The organism is Wolbachia endosymbiont (group A) of Melieria omissa (assembly GCF_964031125.1).
Lineage (GTDB): Bacteria > Pseudomonadota > Alphaproteobacteria > Rickettsiales > Anaplasmataceae > Wolbachia > Wolbachia pipientis.
Genome location: NZ_OZ035007.1, coordinates 1,114,773 through 1,132,201 on the forward strand (window position 1 = coordinate 1,114,773; position 17,429 = coordinate 1,132,201).

The window sequence follows — 17,429 nt, forward strand, 5'->3', positions numbered from 1 at the left end:
TTTAAGTAAAGTTTTAGAAATTTATTCTGTATTTGGAAAAAGTTTAGATATGCAATCACGTTTAGGCAAATGTTGGTTTAGGGTATTACTTCTTGCAGCTTATGTGCTGATCACAGGTTGTAGTAAGAACGATATGCCTTTTCCAAGGTGCATATCTGCTGACTATTTTGGTCCTGAACCTATTGCAGTAAGCGCTCATTTTTCAAGCGATCATGATGCTTTTATTCCAGAAGGTGAAGATGAAAGCGTTATTGATCCTGACACTGGTGAAATTAATTCTGGTTTTCACCATAACCAAGTGGTGAAGTGGAAAGATACTGGATTAGAAACCAATGGAGATAGCTTAATAGTGCGAGTAAATGGTGCATGGACATCTTGGAGTAATAATAACAAGAAGGAATCTAAAAAAGGCAGTTATACCTTACAAAGCTTGGAGCAGTTAAAATATGCAACTAAATTTGAAGGTAAACAAAGTGATAATAGTTTACCTAATTTTCACTTAGTTTGTAATGATTATAAACCTAGCATACAAAAATTTTCAAGTAAGTCTGATACAAGTTGCACTGTAAATTGCAAGTGCATTAATGAAGATGATAGCGCAAATACAGTATCACGTGGTGCTCCATGTTGGTTTACCAATGGTCATGGTGCTTATCTTTTGTTTCAAACGGGGAAAGATGATCCTAACGAAAATCTAAAGTTAATGCGCGATCCTCAATATCCTACTGTACATCTAGGTTACAACTCCGTGGCAGAAAATGGGAGCGGTCTTTTTACTTTAGACAGAGATAGCACTAAATTAAAAGACAGAAATTGTAACCCGGTGAAATTAAAAAAGGGATGGAAAATATATGTAAAAATATTAGATAGATATTACTTAGATAATGTAGGTGGCTACTCTTTTGAGTTCTTAAGTGGAGTGCAGCAGCCAAGTAGTTTTGGGTTTTTTGATTACATTTATAACTATCTAAAATGTGTATTATTGATTAACGAAAATTGCAAAGAACATTTTAATAGCAATGATCCTGCAGTTGCACAAGCTATGTTCGAAAATATAGCTGAAAAAAGTACGAGCTTTCACAATTTTGTTCTTTCCTTGCTTGTTCTATTTGTAATGATTTCATCGCTTCTTTATCTTTTTGGCATGATACGAGAAACTAAGCATGATATGCTCATCAGAATGATGAAAATCACTCTAGTAATAGTGCTTATATCTCCTGGAAGTTTTAGATTTTTCTATGATCATTTTCTTGTTTTATTCGTTAAAGGTCTTGAACAATTAATAAGTGTAATTACTAACTTTGCTCCCAACATGAACACCGGAAGTATTGCTCAAGGAGATGAAGCTAAGTTGTTTAGCTTCATGGAGGACATGTTCAATAAATTTTTTGCTTATTCTGTTTGGAAAAAGTTTGCAGCGTTTTTACATTACCAAATGTGGGCAAGCCTTCTTATGATACCGGCAATTTTCATAGGGATTGTGCTATACTTCTTGCTGTGCTTATATGCTTACATAATATTTCTCTCTGGTTTTATGGGTATAGCTTTTCTTATAGCCATTATGCCACTGTTTCTAATTTCTATTTTATTTTCACCGCTGAAAAGTCTATTTGAAGGTTGGATAAAATTCTGCATCAGCTTTTGTTTACAGTCGATTATGATATTTGCTCTCTTGTCATTACTGGCTTCCATTATAATGAATACCTTTTATAGGCAGTTAGGTTTTACTGTATGCTACAATAAATGGTTTGAGGTAAGGTTATGTGCTCCAAAATGGGTGTTTGGTGGTTTTTGTATCGTTGATAAGCAGTACTTTGGTTGGACCCCAGGGCAAATTTTTGTACCTTACACTCTTGGAGAAGCTTCTTCTCTTAACATAGATAAAAGTATAGAAGGTATAGAAAAGATAAGCAGAGAAGGTGGTACAATAAAATTTACTGGAGGCGCTGGATATATCCCGCTTCCACCGGATTACCCTAAAGATAAAAATGGTGAACATATAAAAGGGTTTCGTTATATAGATTATCCTTTCTTTAATCCAATGCCTGGAACTAAAGATAATCCAGCAGACCACTATATTGCAGAAAGTGATATGGTAGTTAGTAATGGCTGCAGTGCAAAAGATCTAGTACGCTTAACAAATAGTTTATCCCATGCATCAGAGAGGGCTGACATTATATTACTGATCAACAATATAGAGAAAAGGATAGGTGATGTTAGTGAAATAATAAAACGCTACTGTCAAGATATAAATAAATGCAATAGTTATAGGGAAATAATTAATGAAATAAGATCTTTAGTGCGGAGTGCGGTAGAAAAACAAGGTTGTAGAATACTGAAACTTCATGATTTATATAAGGATCCCAACAGTGAATACTGTCAGAAATGTAAAGATTGTGAGGATTGCAAAAATTATCAAGAAAATAGCGATTACCAAAGGGTGCAAGACATACAGAGAGGTTATTTAATCAATGCAGGGGAAATCTTTATACTATTCTTGCTTTCATTTTTAATGTTCTCCTTACGCACGTTCGTACAACAAATGGGCTCAAGTATCGCTGGTGGTGGATTCAGCGTTTACAATATATCTAGTATGTATCAGGCATCGCCTTTGACTGGCATAATGGAAGGATTCAAACAGCAGTGGCAAAATTTTGCTGGTAGAGGACTTGAGTCTTTAGGCAGTTGGGCTACTCATTTACCGGATAGATTAGCCGGAGGTGCAGCTAATCTGCTGGGGAGAGTACCAAGAGTTGGAGGAGTGCTGAAATACGCTATTGATGTGCCACGTAAATTTGTAGGTGCTACTATTGAAGCAACAAAATTTGCAACATCACCTAAAAATGACGTTGATAAACTTGAGGAAAAGATCTACAGGGCATTTGGAGTTGATAAAGAAGATATTGTGCATAGAAGAATTGATAGATATTTAGAATATTACAAAGGGTATGTAGGATCACATTTGGGCTATACAATAGAAGATGCTATGAAGTTTACTTGGGAGCATGGCCTTGATTCTATAGGAGTTAGCCGCCGTACAGGAGAAAAAGATGGTTATCCAAATAACTTACTTTTTAGAGCAAAATCGCATAGGCAAGATTTCTTGAATAAGCTTCATGATGACACCATAGGCCGTAAGAGAGAACCAGAAAAAGACAATCCTGATCAATCAAATAAGGTAGAACGAGAGTTAGGCACGGAACTAGTAAGAGATAACCATGATCAGCCACTAGAAGAAGGCGACCCTCTTCGACTACGAGGGGGAGGTCAGCCAGATAAGGTAGTACGAGAACTAAGCACAGAACAAGAAGACAAGCCTAATCAACTACAGCATGATCAGCCAACAGAAGAAGATAAGCCTGATCAATCAAATGAAGTGACACGAAATTTAGGCACGGAATCAAAAGGTTCAGATGAAATTGATGATTTTGGATCTGCTTTTGAAGGTATGGAAAAACGTGCTGAAAGAGAAGGCAGAAGAAATCAAGATAAAGTTTACAACCTCTCACCACTTTTTGAAATGAACACTCCAGAAGCTGTAGAAAAACGTGCTGAAAGAGCTAGAAGAAAAGAAGAAAGAGATCGAAAAGACGAAGTTTATAATCTTAAGCCTTTATTTAAAGAACCAAAAAATCCAGAAGAGTACGTTAAGGCACTTTTTGAAATGAATACCCAGGAAGCTATAAAAAAACGTGCTGAAAGAGAGGAAAAAAGAAATCGAGAAGACAGTAAAAGGAAATTACCGGAACCAATGAGGAAACCAGATGCAAAAGGAGATGAGAAGAGGATTGAAGATGAAGACTAATAAAAATTTCAAAGGCCTTGATTATTATAAATTGCAGCAAGACAAAGATGGCAACATAAAGTTAAATGACTACGACGACATTTTAAATGCGCGTAGGGCAAGGGTAGACTTGTTGCGGGATAACACATCACTTGACAAGGATGTCAATTTTGCTAAATTGAATAAAGCTTTGAGTGAGAAATTTGTAGATAATCATAGTTTATTGTCTGAATTTGATAAGGAAGACAAAGAGATTGTACAAGAAAGGGTTAAGGTGTTTAGTATTTTAGAAAGTCTTGAAGACCTTAAAAGCGTGAAAAGTGAAGATCTGTTAGAGGTTAGCTTACTGCTGTCAGATCTTAGCTTCATAGAGAGAAATGTTGTACTAAATACCGATCAGAATTCTGATCTAGCAGGATTTAAAAACCTATTTATTGAAAAAAAAGCATCTGGTGAAGAGTATAGTGAAGAAGAATGTAGAGGCTTTCTTGATAATATAGATAAAATCAATACTATAATTAAGTTAGAGTTAGAAAGCAGAATTGAAGGGCTAAATCATGATGAAAAAAATGATCATGATGATTTACAAGATGAGATTGGTCAAGCAATTAATGCAGCAGGCAAATCAGAAAAAGATAACTGATGAGTCTTGTGTTTGTGTTTTTCTTACAAGCGACTCGATAGCTTCTCTCTATTAAACTGCTAAAGCCATATTGACATTAATCATATAGTATAAATAATTAATTATTTTGGAGCTTATTTAATATGCTACGCATCATTGCAGGCAAATATCGCGGAAGAAAAATAACTACAGGTAAGCATTTAGCTGCACGGCCAACTATGAGTATTGTCCGAGAAGCAATATTTAATATGCTTTCCTCAAGAAAACCTATTTATAACTTGAATGTACTTGATTTATTCTGTGGTAGTGGTTCTTTTTCATTTGAAGCGCTTTCTCGCGGCGCTAAACATGCATTTATGGTAGATTCAGATTATTACAATTTGCAATTGCCTAAAAAAACAGCAAAAGATTTTGGAATTACGGACAATGTTACGCTAATTTGCTGCAGTGCTAACTGCTTACCACAACCTATTTCAAAATGTGACATAGTTTTTATAGACCCACCTTACAATAGCAATCTAGTTGAATCAACGTTGAATGGACTAGCTCACTCAGGCTGGTTAAGTGATGATGCATTGATAATTCTAGAGATTAGGAAAAACGAAGATTTTGAGTGCAATAAAAACTTCAGTATAATCTTGGAACGCACCTACGGTATAGCGAGAATAATTTTTCTTTCTCTATTAACTTGAACTTGCATATACTTTTCATTGATGAGTTCCAGTTCTATTTTCGTCAAGTTTCCGGAGAAATTACTTATTCTGTACTGCCCTAGATCAAAATTTTTATTAAATTCAGAGTCTATTAAATATTCATGTGCTTCTTCAATAAATTTATTTTCTTTTTCTTCGTAACTGGTGTATTTTGTTGTACCATTATTATCCTCACGATAAACTAAATGTTCTTTATGATCAGCATGAATATTTTTATTTTCACAAACCTTTTCAGGATCGTGCTCAAGTACTTTTCTACCAACAATCAATAGCTTATAAGAAATTTCCTATGATTCCTTTTAAGCGAGTTTTGAATTTTTGAAATGTCATGACATTGTTGATACGGTTATCAAGAAACGATAAAGTATCCACAAAATCTTCTGAATAATCATTGATAAAAAAAAGTATCGTACTTAAGTACACTCCAGCTAATATTGCTCTTTTTGTATAGTAGTTAAAATCTGTTGATTGGTCATGAATGCCATACCAAATCGCACTAATAGTTCTGTATAAAAGTTTACTAGAAAAATATGTATTTTTTGGTGATACGGAGAATGATAAAACATTTTTTAAAAGTTCTCTATAATTCGGTAGCTTAGCATAGTTTGAAAGGTGTATTTGAATAGCTAACTTTACTCGCTCTCGCACTTTCATATCTTCTAAATTAGAATTTCTTAATTCAGCTTCCATTGAGCTATTTAAGTCCTCTGCTATGTGCTCCAAAGCGCTATATATTCCATTCTGAAATTTGCAAAAGCTATTAGCTAGATTAAGGTCAGTGCACACCTTTAATAGGGTTTCATCGCTTATCCCTTCAAATGGAATAACCCTAATTAGCTTATCTATTATTAACTTTTGTTCCACGCAACATCATACTAAACAGCATGTGTGATTGTACCTGAGATTTTCAAACATTCTACAAAATGCTTCACCACGTTCCTCGAAATTTTTCCATTGATCAAAAGAAGCACACGCGGGAGAAAGTAATATTGTTACTTCTTCTGCGCTATTTAAGGCCTCTTCAAAAGCCAATCTGAATGCATCTTCTAGATTGCAACATTTAACATAATCTACTTTATTCTCCATAACATTTGCAAAAGCTTCGGTTGATTCTCCAATAAGAAAAGCTTTTCTAACCCTTGTAAAATGCTTGCTTAATGATTCTATTCCACCTTTTTTGCTTCTTCCACCAGCGATCCAATTTATGTTTTCATAAGATAAGATCGCCTTTTCGCTCGATTTTGCATTAGTTGCTTTGCTATCGTTCACGAAAAACACATTTCTTATTTTGCCAAGCAGTTCATTCCTATGCCTCAGTCCTGAAAAGGACTTGATTCCATTGATAATAGTGTTGCTATCTACTCCAAGTACCTTACATACGGCATATGTGGCTGCTATGTTTTCTGCGTTGGATATTAGGTTTATTTTCACGTCGCTTACTGATAAGCTATGATTCTCTAGTTTTAACGAGATCTTCTGGATCCCAGTGCCCCTTTTGTCATCCAAGTAGCTGACACTGGGATCCAGATAATTTCGATCTATACCAGTAATCTGTTCACTATAATCAAGCAAATTGTTACCTGCCAATGATATTAGATCTCTTGCACCACCCTCTGTCATCTGAGTAGTTGGCAATGGTTTTTCTTTTCTGGATTCCAGCGTCACGCGCTGGAATGACATCGGGGAATATGTTACTGAGATTGGAATTTTGTCTCCAGTGAATTTGTTGAATATATCAGCAGTAATCTCATTGTCACATCCTATTACGGCAACCTCACTACCGTTTATCAGTTTTAATTTAGTTGCTATGTAGTTCTCCATACTTCCATGCCTATCTATGTGATCTGGTGTAATATTGAGCAGTGCTGAAATGTCCACGTTAATTTCATTCATCAACTCCAATTGAAAAGAGGAGAGTTCGATTACATAAATTTCTGCATCTCTTTCTAGATCCAAAACAGGAACGCCTAAATTTCCACCAATAGCTACTTTTTTCCCTGCAGATTTTAATATGTGCCCTATTAGTGATGTAGTGGTTGATTTACCATTTGTTCCTGTGACGCCTATTACCTTCTGGTTCGTAGTTTTAGCTTCAAGAAATAGCTCAATGTCTGATTTTATTTTGCAATCAAATCTCCTTGCAAGTTTTACTATCCAATGTGGCTCTGTTGGCACTCCAGGGCTTAAAACCAATGCACTGATCTCATGCCAATTGTATTCCTTGGGATGAATAAAATTACATTTTTTATACATCATTTTTGCATTTGCTATTTGCTCTTCATGATCATCCCATGCATATATTCTTGCACCACTCTTTGTTAGAGCGTTAATGGCGGATAAACCAGTTTTACCAAGACCAAAAACCGCGACGTTTTGATTTTTATATTTGTTTAGTTGCACTGCTAGATAACTTATGCGAACCATTTTATAAAGATATCGTACAAATTACAACAGACTTCTTTCGTAGGTTACAACTGTCATTCAATAGAAACAAAAAACTTCCTTGACAAACTCCGCCAGCCCCCTTATCATGAAACTGAAGCTATTTATTTATCTTCGCAATCTGTGCAGGTTAATGACAAAAAACTTAGGGTATTTGGCGTCTCATGTTTAATTTTTCGCACTACGTGCATCGCATGTCTTTAAAAATTTCTGGGTTTTTACCTATATAAGCCGAAACGCGCTTACAAAGCGTTTAAGACAGCAAAAAACGTCAAATTGACAAGGGAGAATTTGAATGCTAGCTACTACGGGGTTTCTTTGCCTTTTTTCCTGCTTAGTAAATTTCTTAAACACTTGCGGTGTAGGTTAGTTGCAAGTTAAAAGCAGCTAAATCGCTCTTAATCAAGCGTTTTAGAATAAAAAAACGCCGATATTTTAGTACATGGTAAATAGCCAACCACCACGGGGTTTCTTTTGCCTTTTTTTTCATTTGGTAAATTTCTTAATATTTATGGCTAAACGACAATCGTCATCCCGCTGCTTGTTAGCGGGATCTCTTGTTAGCGGCTGAGATACCGCGAATGAATCGCGGTATGACGGTTCGCGGCGGTATGACGGTTCGCGACGGCGTGACGATAAGCTCGTTATCCCGCTGCTTGTTAGCGGCTAAGAGATACCGCGGCAGTATGACGGTTAAGTGGGGTGTCATCCCAGTGTCAGCTACTCGGATGACAGGAGAAGGAGGCTACTTGCATGACACCATTCTTTTTTCTGGATCCAAGTAATCAGGGCACTGGGATGACAAGAAGAGGGCACTGCTGTCATAAAGGAACCAGTGTCAGCTACTCGGATGACAACAAAGAGCTACTTGGATAACAAGAAATATAGGCACTGGAATTGCAAAGAGTTTGCAAATATTAGTTATTACCTGTAGGATATAGAGAAATTAGTAAGGATTTTAATAGGAATAATATGCCATCTGTTACTTTTATTTTACCTGATGGGAGTAAGAAAAGCTATGAAGCTGCAGAGGGAGAAACTCTGCTCAATTTAGCCCACAGAAGTGATCCAGATCTGCTTGAAGGTGCATGTGAAGGTTCTCTTGCTTGCTCTACATGCCATGTAATTGTTGATCCAAAGTTTTATAATGCTGTAGAAATACATAACCCTATATCTGATGAGGAAAATGATATGTTAGACCTAGCTTTCGGCTTAACAGAGACGTCGAGGCTTGGATGCCAAATAAAAATCACAAAAGATATCGACGGCTTGTGTGTAACCATACCAAGGGGTACAAGAAACATATCATTAGATAAACAGGGGAATCATGCGTAAGATTTTTATCTATATTATCGTCTCTTTACTTTTGTTTATTCCTGTAGCGTATAGTGGTTTTTGGTATTTTTCTGCATGTAAGGTAAAAAATCTTTTAGCTGAAACAATACTATACATTAACGACGAAAAATTTGATATTTCACATGATTTTAGTGGATTTCCTTCTAACCTAATTTTCCGTGTGACAAACCCAAAATTTTCCAATGAGCAATTAACCATCTCATCTGATGCTTTATTGATAAAAAATAGATTGTTTGATAAATCAGTATATATCTACATACCAAGCAATGAAGTCAATATTGCTGTTCATGGTGATGAGAAAAAGAATATAAAATGCCACACAAACGATAGCAGCCGCTTTGTTGTTAGACTAAACGATTTACCATCTTCATTGCGATTCAACAAAAATAGTACCGTGATAGACTATATAGATACACTTCGTTACGAAGATTATGGATTAAAATGTGATGTTTCAGAAAATCAGCAAAGTGTTATAACTGAAGTGAATGATAAAAGTAATTACATTCAATTTTACCTCGATAAAGAACTGAGTGGAAATGCTAAGCTAGGATTTGATTTGTATACTTATCGGTATAAAAATACTGCAAGTCCTGAAAGTTACCTTAGTATCGACACTAAATTTGATTATGAATTTGTAAACGACATCTCAGCTTCCAGAATTAATTTCAATATAGAGAAATTTTTGATTCAAAGTAATAATTTTTCTTTTGCTGCAGATGGTGGGGTAAACAATTACAACTTAGTTACATATTCATTTAAAGACAAAATCAACGTGGCTATATCAAATTATAAAGAATTAATCGCGTTTATGATTGGTGACTCAAAAACTTCAGATGCGTTCGAAAAATTAGTACCTTCCTTATCAGAAAAAACAACTGATAATGGCATTCAATTTTCAATAAAGTACGATGATGATGTAGGGTCAAGCTTTATTGGAAAGTTATCCATCACTGATTTTATGAACCAACTCAGTAAAATAATCCAATTAACCAAGAATGAGAATAGTAATTAGCTTACTTTTCATATTGATATTCCACTCAGGCGTAAACGCTTTTACTCTGGATAATAAACTCAGAGATAAAAGCATGGAAAAACGAGCAACCAGTTTATTTGAAATAATAAGGTGTCCAATATGTTCTGGCGAATCATTGTCTGAATCTGGATCTCAGATCGCGTATGATATGCGAGAAGCAATTCGTAAAAAAATCAATGATGGATACACAGATGAAGAGATAATCTCAGAGTTAAAAAATTCTTACGGCAATTCAATTATAATCGTACCACCTATAAAATCTAGCACTTACATTTTGTGGTTTATTCCACTTACAACTCTGCTTATTGGGTGTTTTTTAATACAAAGATACATCAATACAACCACTTAAACCTTTTATATATAGCTAAAGTGACTTAGGTTCTCTAATTGCACATAAGTCAACAATAATTTTCACACAAATCAAAACAGCATATCTTCTCCATAATCCTTGGTAATTTTACATAAGTTAAAAGTAGCATATGGTTCTCTCCGCGGTCTGAGATGACAATAAATTTGTCAAGCCGCATCATACTTGTTAGGCGGAAGTGGACGGCAACATGTTTACCACGAAGTCTAACTAAGTTCTTGCTTGTCCCTTCCATCGGCATTGCTATCTTTATTTTCAATAAAATTATTGTCCTATGCTCTTTTGATGTTTATTGATAATAAAATTCTGTTTTATCAACCAACATCCTATGCATAATTACAGCTAATTTTCTTGCTACTGCTACAATTGCTTTTTTCATTCCTTTTTTCTTCGCAACCCCAGTTTTTTAATTTAAATGTCCTCTTGGTAACTGTAAGCATTGTTTGTGCAGCTTCATATAACATACTTCTACATTCCGCTGGTCCCATCTTTGATATGCTGCCATGCCGATCAACTTCTCCAGAAGAATATTGCCTTGGTGTCAACCCTATATACCCCAGTTGCGGATTAGCCAACGAAGTAAAGCTTAGAAATGCAGCGGCTGTATGGAATATGAAACAAGCGTAGAAAAAATGTGTACCAAAAAATTTATCGGTGATCTGTGGCGAGTATGCTCAATCTCAAATTTGTTTTTCAGAGAGCCAAAAACTGTCTCAATAATCGATCTTTTTCTTAACAAAATCTTCTCATTTAGCGCCATTAATGAGTTTTTCATACCCTTTTTTATACTGGTTACAAGCTTTAACCCTCTATCGAATAATTCGTGAAAAAGATCTTTTTTGATATATCCTTTATCTCCAAACAATAATCCAGTCAATTTCTTAGTTAAATTTGGCACAGGTATCAACGTTGCCTTTTATCACCTTAACCCCTTGAATTTCGCCAGTTTCATTGATTACTAGATGTACCGAAAAACCACCCATAAGTAGTCTTTCCAATCTTTGCCAACCCTTTGAAAACTTTGTTTCTCGAGGTCCTTTTTGGATGGCAAACAGCGATAGATGTTGCATCTATGTACGAAATCCCTGTCACTTTTGACTGTTCGCAAAACCATTGCATTAAGAGCGCTAAATACCATAAAACCCTCGATTTTAACCTGATAAACCTACTATAGGATGGCAATTTTGGAAACGCTGATTCGTATAATAATTTCAAATAATGCACATAGAAAATTTTAAAATTGTCGCACTTGATATAGCAATATTATGGTAAAAATCTCTGAATGCGTAATCTCTGGCGTCCTGGTTGGTTTTTTGCCACTTGGTAGAAGTTTTTCTGCAAAATTTTCATCGACTGTATTGCAAAAATCATCGACTATACAAAAGATTTCTGTTACTTTCTCTTTCATTGGTAACCTCCTATTTTAGGAATGAATATCAAATACCTTGGAGTTTACCCTATTTCCTTACCTTTTCTATTTTTTCTAATTTACAACTGGGGTTAGCAGTGCTGTGAGAATGGTTGAAAGCGCAAAAGAAAACCTCTCGGAAGTTAAAAATATACTGGTCGATGCAGGTTATACAGGAGAAAATTTTGCAACTCAAATAAAAACGATTATTGGAGCAACTGTAGAAGTAATAAAACGAAGTGAATTACATTCCTTTGCTGTATTGCCACAAAGATGGGTTGTAGAGCGATCTTTCGCTTGGTTAGAAAAATGCAGACGATTGTGGAAAAATTGCGAGCGAAAACTTAACACTAGCCTACAAATGGTCGTTCTTTCCTTCATTTCTCTTCTATTGAGAAGATTTTAAACAGGTTCTAAATCTTTATTTTAAAAATGTCATATTGACCACCGGTACCTGAAAATACTATTCCAATTGATCAGAGCTATCCATTTCCTTAATTTTTGTAACGTTGTCATAGGAGTACTATAACTTTAGTATCAACTATGTTTTATTGTTTTTGCATCTAAAAAAATTTAGCTTATTCAAGCAGCATTTTGCCTTTTTTTGGATGTAGGGATTTTTTAGGAATTGTCTTCTTGAATTCTATGGTATTTTGTTTAACATTGAAACAAGATTCCAGTGTCAGCTACTTGCATGACATTGTTGGTTAATGTTTTATGGCTTTACGATAGCTATACAACTTATCTTAAAAGCAATATAGTGTTTACTATACAATGAATCAAAGATAGTAAGTAAAGTCTATGGAATTTCAAATCGCTACACATTTTCAACCGGCTGGGGATCAACCACAGGTAATCGATAGATTAATTGCAGGGCTAAATAGCAATAAAAGAGATCAGGTTTTGCTTGGAGTTACTGGTTCTGGGAAAACTTTTACTATGGCAAATGTTATTGCAAGGACAAACAGGCCTGCATTAATTATGGCACACAATAAAACTTTAGCAGCACAGCTTTATGAGGAAATGAAAGGATTGTTTCCCCATAATGCTGTTGAATACTTCATTTCTTATTATGATTATTATCAACCTGAAGCCTATTTACCACAAACTGATACTTATATCGAAAAAGATTCTGCAATTAACGAAAGAATTGAGATGCTGCGTTATTCCACCTTCTGCTCCCTTTTGGAGCGCAGGGATACGATCGTAGTTGCCAGTGTTTCCTGCATATACGGTCTTGGTTCGCCTGAGAGCTACCGCAGCATGATCATACCGCTTAGTGTTGGAAATAAAATTCGTATTAATGATTTCCTGAGCAACTTAACTGATCTTCAATACAAGCGCTCTGATGCCAGGTTTGAGAGAGGATATTTCAGAGTGCGCGGCGATATTATTGATATATTTCCTTCCCATTATGAAAATAAAGCTTGGCGTTTATCGTTATTTGGCGATGAAATAGAAGAAATTTCTGAAGTTGATGCTATAACGGGCAATGTTACCAAAGGCGTAAATAAAATCACCATTTTTCCAAATAGCTATTACATAACCCCGCGTGAGGCTTTGTTGCAGGCAATTGAACTAGTCAAAAAAGAGCTGCATGAACGCTTGGATTATTACTACTCGCAAAACAAGATTGTTGAAGCAAAGCGCCTCGAGCAACGCACTAATTTTGATATCGAAATGATGAGAACAACAGGAATATGTAAAGGTATTGAAAATTATTCGCGTTATCTCTATGGAATGGAAGCTGGGGATCCACCACCTACTTTGTTTGAATATTTACCCAAAGACGTAATTTTATTTGTTGATGAGAGTCATGTCACCGTTCCTCAGGTTGGTGCGATGTACAGTGGTAATGAGGCGCGTAAAAAGAAATTGATTGACTATGGCTTCAGGCTCCCTTCCGCTTTTGATAATCGTCCATTAAAATTTGAAGAGTGGGAGGGAGTTAGGCCGCAGACTGTTTACATTTCAGCCACTCCCGGAAAGTATGAGTTGGCAAAGACCAGTAATGTATTTATAGAGCAAGTTATCCGTCCAACAGGGCTTACGGACCCAATCTGCATTGTAAAACCAATAGAGAGTCAAATTGATGATGTAATTCATGAGGCACAAGTGACAATAGGGAAGGGATTTTGTGTTTTAATCACTACATTGACGAAAAAAATGGCTGAAAATTTAGCTGAATATATGAGTGAATTGAATATGAGAGTGAGTTATTTGCATTCTGATATTGCTGCGCTGGAGAGAATAGAAATTATATACAAATTGAGATCTAAAGAAATCGATGTTTTAGTAGGTGTTAACTTGCTGAGGGAAGGTCTTGATATTCCAGAGTGTGGGTTGGTTGCAATTTTGGATGCTGATAAAGAAGGATTTTTGCGATCGGAAACTTCATTAATTCAAACGATTGGTCGTGCTGCACGTAATGCTGAAGGTAGAGTAATTTTGTATGCAGATAAAATCACTGGTTCTTTAGATCGTGCATTGAGAGAGACCGAAAGAAGAAGAAAAAAACAAGAAGAACATAATATATTGCACAATATTATCCCGAAGACTATAATAAAACCTATATCAAACACCTTACAGGAGAGGGCAATAGCAGAACCGAAAGTAAATACTAATAAGGATGATTTGAGAAAGCAAATGATAGAGCATGCTAAAAATTTGGAGTTTGAAGAAGCAGCAAGAATAAAAAAATTATTGTAAGGTTAAGTAATATATGATGCTATGGGCATAGCATGAAAGTGTAAATAATTTTATTGATATCTTTATATTAATACTTTTTAAACATTTAGTACCATGCAATACTTACAATGGACAAGAAAAACCAACACCAGTGCTCTCAGGGTCAGCTAATAAAACACTTAGGTGGCTGAGAGCAGTGGATTAGGTACGACTGTTAACTTTTTTCTCCTGCAAGTATTGCTCGATCTTAGTAGCATCCATTTTAGTTCTAACAGTGGAAGTACTGGAGTTCGATGAGACTGACGACCTACCACTAGCTTCTAGTTCATCTTCATCACTTCCAGTATCACTAGTCGATTTTTGTGAAGACGATCCTGAATAACAACCACTATCTGCAAAACTTGTAGAAGCGTTACCACCAACTTTTTGTAAATCTGAGAGTAGTTGCTTCTCCTCTTTCTCAGGAGAAGAAAGGAGTAAGTCTAGCTTCTCTTTCCCACCAGGAGTATACAGCAAGTATTTTAACTGTGCATCCTCAAGAGAGTTGGAATCTAGTTTCTTCTGCAGCTTAGGACAAAGAAATGGGCGTAGTTCCTTCTTCTCGTCATTAGTAAGAGGTTTTTCTTGAGGAGAAGCCACTTTTGAGAGTGAAGAATTACGGTGAAGCCATTTTGCTAATTTGTCACGAAATGAACGGTGTGACATATTTTTAGGTTCTACACGAGAATAAATAAGTAAGGATATTATATTGCCTGCCTCAGGAGAGAAAGGTTTGGATATTCGCTCTCCCTCAGGAGACAAAAGTAAGGGTAGTTTCTCTTTCCCTTTAGGAGAAAGAACTAAAGGTATCAGCTTTTGCCCCTCAGGAGAAGGTGAAAACAGTAGCTCTTTTCCCTTAAGAGAAAAAAGTGAATGCAGTTGTTGTTTATTCTCAGAAGAAAAAAGCGAGCATAGTTGCTTACTCCTCTCAGTAGAAAAAAGAAAGTCTAGTAGGTTTTCCTGTTCACAAGGATCAGAAATCGAGGATAACTGCTTTCCCGCCTCAGAAGAAAGAAGTGAGGGTAGTTGCTTCTTCCCTTCAGAAGAAGAAAAATAATCTAGAAAACACAAAAAAGCTTTTACTGTTTCATTACTAGCACAAGTAGAAAAACCCGCAAGTGGCAGTGACTGTGGCCGCTTATTGTCTACGGGAGGATTTAGATCTTTCCTTGATTCAGATATCCCTGGAACAGTACTAGTAGTGATAGAAGAATTCGACTGTGGCCGCTCAAGCGACTCGAAACCACTATCTTTAGAAATTTTAGAATTACGGTCCCCGGGCACATTTGGCTTGCTTACGGCATCTTGTGGCAAGGGTTCTGGAATACCACCATTCGTTTTAGAACGTAATGCTCGTATTTTTGGTCTATTGAGAAATCCGCCATCATCTGGTTCAGTAACAGGAGAAGTCACTCCTGAGGGTGGATTACTTAAAGATGGTTTTTTACTTACAGAACCCTCAGGAGTACTTGCACTTGAATACACCGAATCACGTTCTTGCTTTTGTGGCTTCGCTTTAGAACACTCATCACTACTTTTTCGATCACTTTCATCAGTAACTTGCTGTTTTTCAGATTCCTCATTAGAAACCTCAAGATTTAAGAATGTTGAACTATCCCATGCTCTAAGAGAAGGAATCGATGATGATCCACAGGTCAAAGATAGCTGTAATTGACCACAAGTGGATTGACTTGGACCTATTTCTCCGGAAGATAGCTGTGATTGACCACAAGTGGATTGACTTGAATCTATTTCCTCCGGCACCAACTGAAACAGCCCCCTTTTTCCTCCCTCTCTTTCTGATCCTTCCCTGCGAGGCCTCTCTAACCCTTCATCACGACTTCGCTTGGGAACCTCCTCTGTCTGTGATGCTTCAGCTAATAGCGTTCGAGGAAGCTCAGGGTCAATGGCCAGTTCATGGTCTTTGTTGATTACAGAGTTTTTTATTATTTTGGTTATCACACAGTGAGAAATTTCTTTATTAGAAAAGTCTATACCGTATATTCCTCTACTACCAAATACTGGTAGGTGTTTTGGTGAAGTGTAACTTTCAATATTATTTAACACAACCATACCAAAGCTACTATTAATAGTATCTACTTCTTCTTTGGTTAAAAATCTATAATAGTTATCATAACTTACAATAGGAACTAAAATTGAATCCTCATTATTTCCTGAATAAGAAGTATGAAAGACATAATAAAGAGGAGGGCATGCTTTACGAATGAAGCCAGTTATTAAATACTTAATCTTCTCAATAGCTGGATCATCTGAGCTAGAAGTTTGAAGATCACGTCCTATCAAACATGCTTGACTTTCTTCTATCTCATTAATGAACTTAGTTTTATCAAAGAGGCTTTTCTTTATATATACACAATTGTCCTTGACTTTCAAGAAATCATCAGTTCTTTTAGGACTATTTTTATAACCTTTTACTGTCGCTGAGAATGACTCTATAAAATACTCTTGTAACCTTTTATCATAGAAACGCATACAATATAGATAAGATTTCCTGTCAAAGCTTTCATCAGATGTATACTCTTCTACATGTTCTAAACCAAAATTTCTTCCCATAGCACCTGTGATGTCTCTCGCAAGCCCATTAGCTAGCAAACATTTTAGATTGAAAACTATACTTCGACCTATCGGCACTGAAAATCTATACTTTCCATTACTATCTACCAATTGGCTCCGATTGAAATTAAAAGGAAAAGATTTCATATCAAAAGATAAACTAGCAGTACTTTCATCTCCACAGAATGTTTCTACTATCCTTCCTTTCATATTGTCTAAATACTTCATGCATTGATCAGCATCCATACTTTTATCAAATGAGATAACAATATGATCCTTGTTACGTAAACCTCGATGTACATTTTGTACTTTTAGATTAGTATTAATAATATTGTTATAACAAACACTAATATTAAATGCCTTTACTAATGCTTGATTCATTTCACTCGCACTAAACATAATA

At 35.8% G+C, this 17,429-nt stretch carries 12 protein-coding genes and 3 pseudogenes; 8 read left to right on the forward strand and 7 right to left on the reverse strand.

The genetic code is table 11. The features are described 5' to 3' along the window. Window positions 1-49: 49 nt before the first annotated feature. From ACQH2Q_RS05225 to rsmD, 3 genes are all read left to right on the forward strand, one after another. On the forward strand, window positions 50-3,805 hold the full coding sequence (locus tag ACQH2Q_RS05225) for a type IV secretion system protein (protein WP_425383430.1): 3,756 nt from the start codon (window positions 50-52) through the stop codon (window positions 3,803-3,805). After that, the gene (locus ACQH2Q_RS05230; protein ID WP_425383620.1) at window positions 3,795-4,427 is read left to right on the forward strand and encodes a WD_0853 family protein; all 633 of its coding nucleotides are present in this window, start codon (window positions 3,795-3,797) and stop codon (window positions 4,425-4,427) included. The genes ACQH2Q_RS05225 and ACQH2Q_RS05230 overlap by 11 nt, the downstream gene beginning before the upstream one ends. 122 nt (window positions 4,428-4,549) lie before the next feature. Then, the gene (gene rsmD / locus ACQH2Q_RS05235) at window positions 4,550-5,098 is read left to right on the forward strand and encodes a 16S rRNA (guanine(966)-N(2))-methyltransferase RsmD (protein WP_006280837.1); all 549 of its coding nucleotides are present in this window, start codon (window positions 4,550-4,552) and stop codon (window positions 5,096-5,098) included. On the opposite strand, the pseudogene ACQH2Q_RS05240 reads toward rsmD, so the two are convergent. The 4 genes and pseudogenes from ACQH2Q_RS05240 to ACQH2Q_RS05255 form a co-directional block, all read right to left on the reverse strand. After that, a pseudogene (locus tag ACQH2Q_RS05240) lies at window positions 5,056-5,370 on the reverse strand (hypothetical protein); the annotation flags it as partial. The gene rsmD and the pseudogene ACQH2Q_RS05240 overlap by 43 nt on opposite strands. 22 nt (window positions 5,371-5,392) lie before the next feature. Further along, on the reverse strand, window positions 5,393-5,983 hold the full coding sequence (locus ACQH2Q_RS05245) for a COQ9 family protein (protein ID WP_010082414.1): 591 nt from the start codon (window positions 5,981-5,983) through the stop codon (window positions 5,393-5,395). A gap of 6 nt (window positions 5,984-5,989) precedes the next feature. Beyond that, window positions 5,990-7,543, reverse strand: coding sequence for a Mur ligase family protein (locus tag ACQH2Q_RS05250; protein WP_007549232.1), 1,554 nt, complete (start codon window positions 7,541-7,543; stop codon window positions 5,990-5,992). Between the two features lie 364 nt (window positions 7,544-7,907). Further along, window positions 7,908-8,051, reverse strand: a complete 144-nt coding sequence (locus tag ACQH2Q_RS05255; RefSeq protein WP_425383431.1) for a hypothetical protein — start codon at window positions 8,049-8,051, stop codon at window positions 7,908-7,910. 482 nt (window positions 8,052-8,533) lie between these two features. Here ACQH2Q_RS05255 and ACQH2Q_RS05260 point away from each other — a divergent pair, with 482 nt between their 5' ends. From ACQH2Q_RS05260 to ACQH2Q_RS05270, 3 genes are read left to right on the forward strand one after another with little or no spacing between them, the layout of a single operon-like run. After that, complete coding sequence (locus ACQH2Q_RS05260; protein WP_077188202.1) at window positions 8,534-8,896, forward strand: ferredoxin family 2Fe-2S iron-sulfur cluster binding protein; 363 nt, start codon at window positions 8,534-8,536, stop codon at window positions 8,894-8,896. After that, complete coding sequence (locus ACQH2Q_RS05265; RefSeq protein WP_338481713.1) at window positions 8,889-9,929, forward strand: hypothetical protein; 1,041 nt, start codon at window positions 8,889-8,891, stop codon at window positions 9,927-9,929. Before ACQH2Q_RS05260 ends, ACQH2Q_RS05265 begins: the two co-directional genes overlap by 8 nt. Next, window positions 9,913-10,299, forward strand: coding sequence for a cytochrome c-type biogenesis protein (locus tag ACQH2Q_RS05270; protein ID WP_182309927.1), 387 nt, complete (start codon window positions 9,913-9,915; stop codon window positions 10,297-10,299). The genes ACQH2Q_RS05265 and ACQH2Q_RS05270 overlap by 17 nt, the downstream gene beginning before the upstream one ends. 344 nt (window positions 10,300-10,643) lie before the next feature. On the opposite strand, the gene ACQH2Q_RS05275 is transcribed toward ACQH2Q_RS05270, so the two are convergent. Both ACQH2Q_RS05275 and ACQH2Q_RS05280 read right to left on the reverse strand, forming a co-directional pair. Beyond that, a complete protein-coding gene (locus ACQH2Q_RS05275) occupies window positions 10,644-10,892 on the reverse strand; it encodes a transposase (protein ID WP_182309100.1) in 249 nt (82 codons plus the stop codon). After that, a pseudogene (locus ACQH2Q_RS05280) lies at window positions 10,885-11,725 on the reverse strand (IS982 family transposase). Before ACQH2Q_RS05280 ends, ACQH2Q_RS05275 begins: the two are co-directional and overlap by 8 nt. Before the next feature lie 133 nt (window positions 11,726-11,858). Between ACQH2Q_RS05280 and ACQH2Q_RS05285 the strand changes: the two are divergent. Both ACQH2Q_RS05285 and uvrB read left to right on the forward strand, forming a co-directional pair. Continuing rightward, a pseudogene (locus tag ACQH2Q_RS05285) lies at window positions 11,859-12,131 on the forward strand (transposase); the annotation flags it as partial. Between the two features lie 395 nt (window positions 12,132-12,526). Further along, window positions 12,527-14,434 carry an excinuclease ABC subunit UvrB gene (gene uvrB, locus ACQH2Q_RS05290; RefSeq protein ID WP_425383432.1) on the forward strand — a complete coding sequence of 636 codons (1,908 nt, stop codon included), beginning with the start codon at window positions 12,527-12,529 and terminating at the stop codon, window positions 14,432-14,434. Between the two features lie 180 nt (window positions 14,435-14,614). On the opposite strand, the gene ACQH2Q_RS05295 is transcribed toward uvrB, so the two are convergent. Then, complete coding sequence (locus ACQH2Q_RS05295; protein ID WP_425383433.1) at window positions 14,615-17,425, reverse strand: hypothetical protein; 2,811 nt, start codon at window positions 17,423-17,425, stop codon at window positions 14,615-14,617. Between the last annotated feature and the right edge of the window lie 4 nt (window positions 17,426-17,429).

Coding starts and splice junctions, on each gene's coding strand:
- ACQH2Q_RS05225 (WP_425383430.1), top strand. CDS start 50: ATGCAATCACGTTTAGGCAAATGTTGGTTTAGGGTATTACTTCTTGCA.
- ACQH2Q_RS05230 (WP_425383620.1), top strand. CDS start 3,795: ATGAAGACTAATAAAAATTTCAAAGGCCTTGATTATTATAAATTGCAG.
- rsmD (WP_006280837.1), top strand. CDS start 4,550: ATGCTACGCATCATTGCAGGCAAATATCGCGGAAGAAAAATAACTACA.
- ACQH2Q_RS05250 (WP_007549232.1), bottom strand. CDS start 7,543: ATGGTTCGCATAAGTTATCTAGCAGTGCAACTAAACAAATATAAAAAT.
- ACQH2Q_RS05255 (WP_425383431.1), bottom strand. CDS start 8,051: ATGAAAAAAAAGGCAAAAGAAACCCCGTGGTGGTTGGCTATTTACCAT.
- ACQH2Q_RS05260 (WP_077188202.1), top strand. CDS start 8,534: ATGCCATCTGTTACTTTTATTTTACCTGATGGGAGTAAGAAAAGCTAT.
- ACQH2Q_RS05265 (WP_338481713.1), top strand. CDS start 8,889: ATGCGTAAGATTTTTATCTATATTATCGTCTCTTTACTTTTGTTTATT.
- ACQH2Q_RS05270 (WP_182309927.1), top strand. CDS start 9,913: ATGAGAATAGTAATTAGCTTACTTTTCATATTGATATTCCACTCAGGC.
- uvrB (WP_425383432.1), top strand. CDS start 12,527: ATGGAATTTCAAATCGCTACACATTTTCAACCGGCTGGGGATCAACCA.
- ACQH2Q_RS05295 (WP_425383433.1), bottom strand. CDS start 17,425: ATGTTTAGTGCGAGTGAAATGAATCAAGCATTAGTAAAGGCATTTAAT.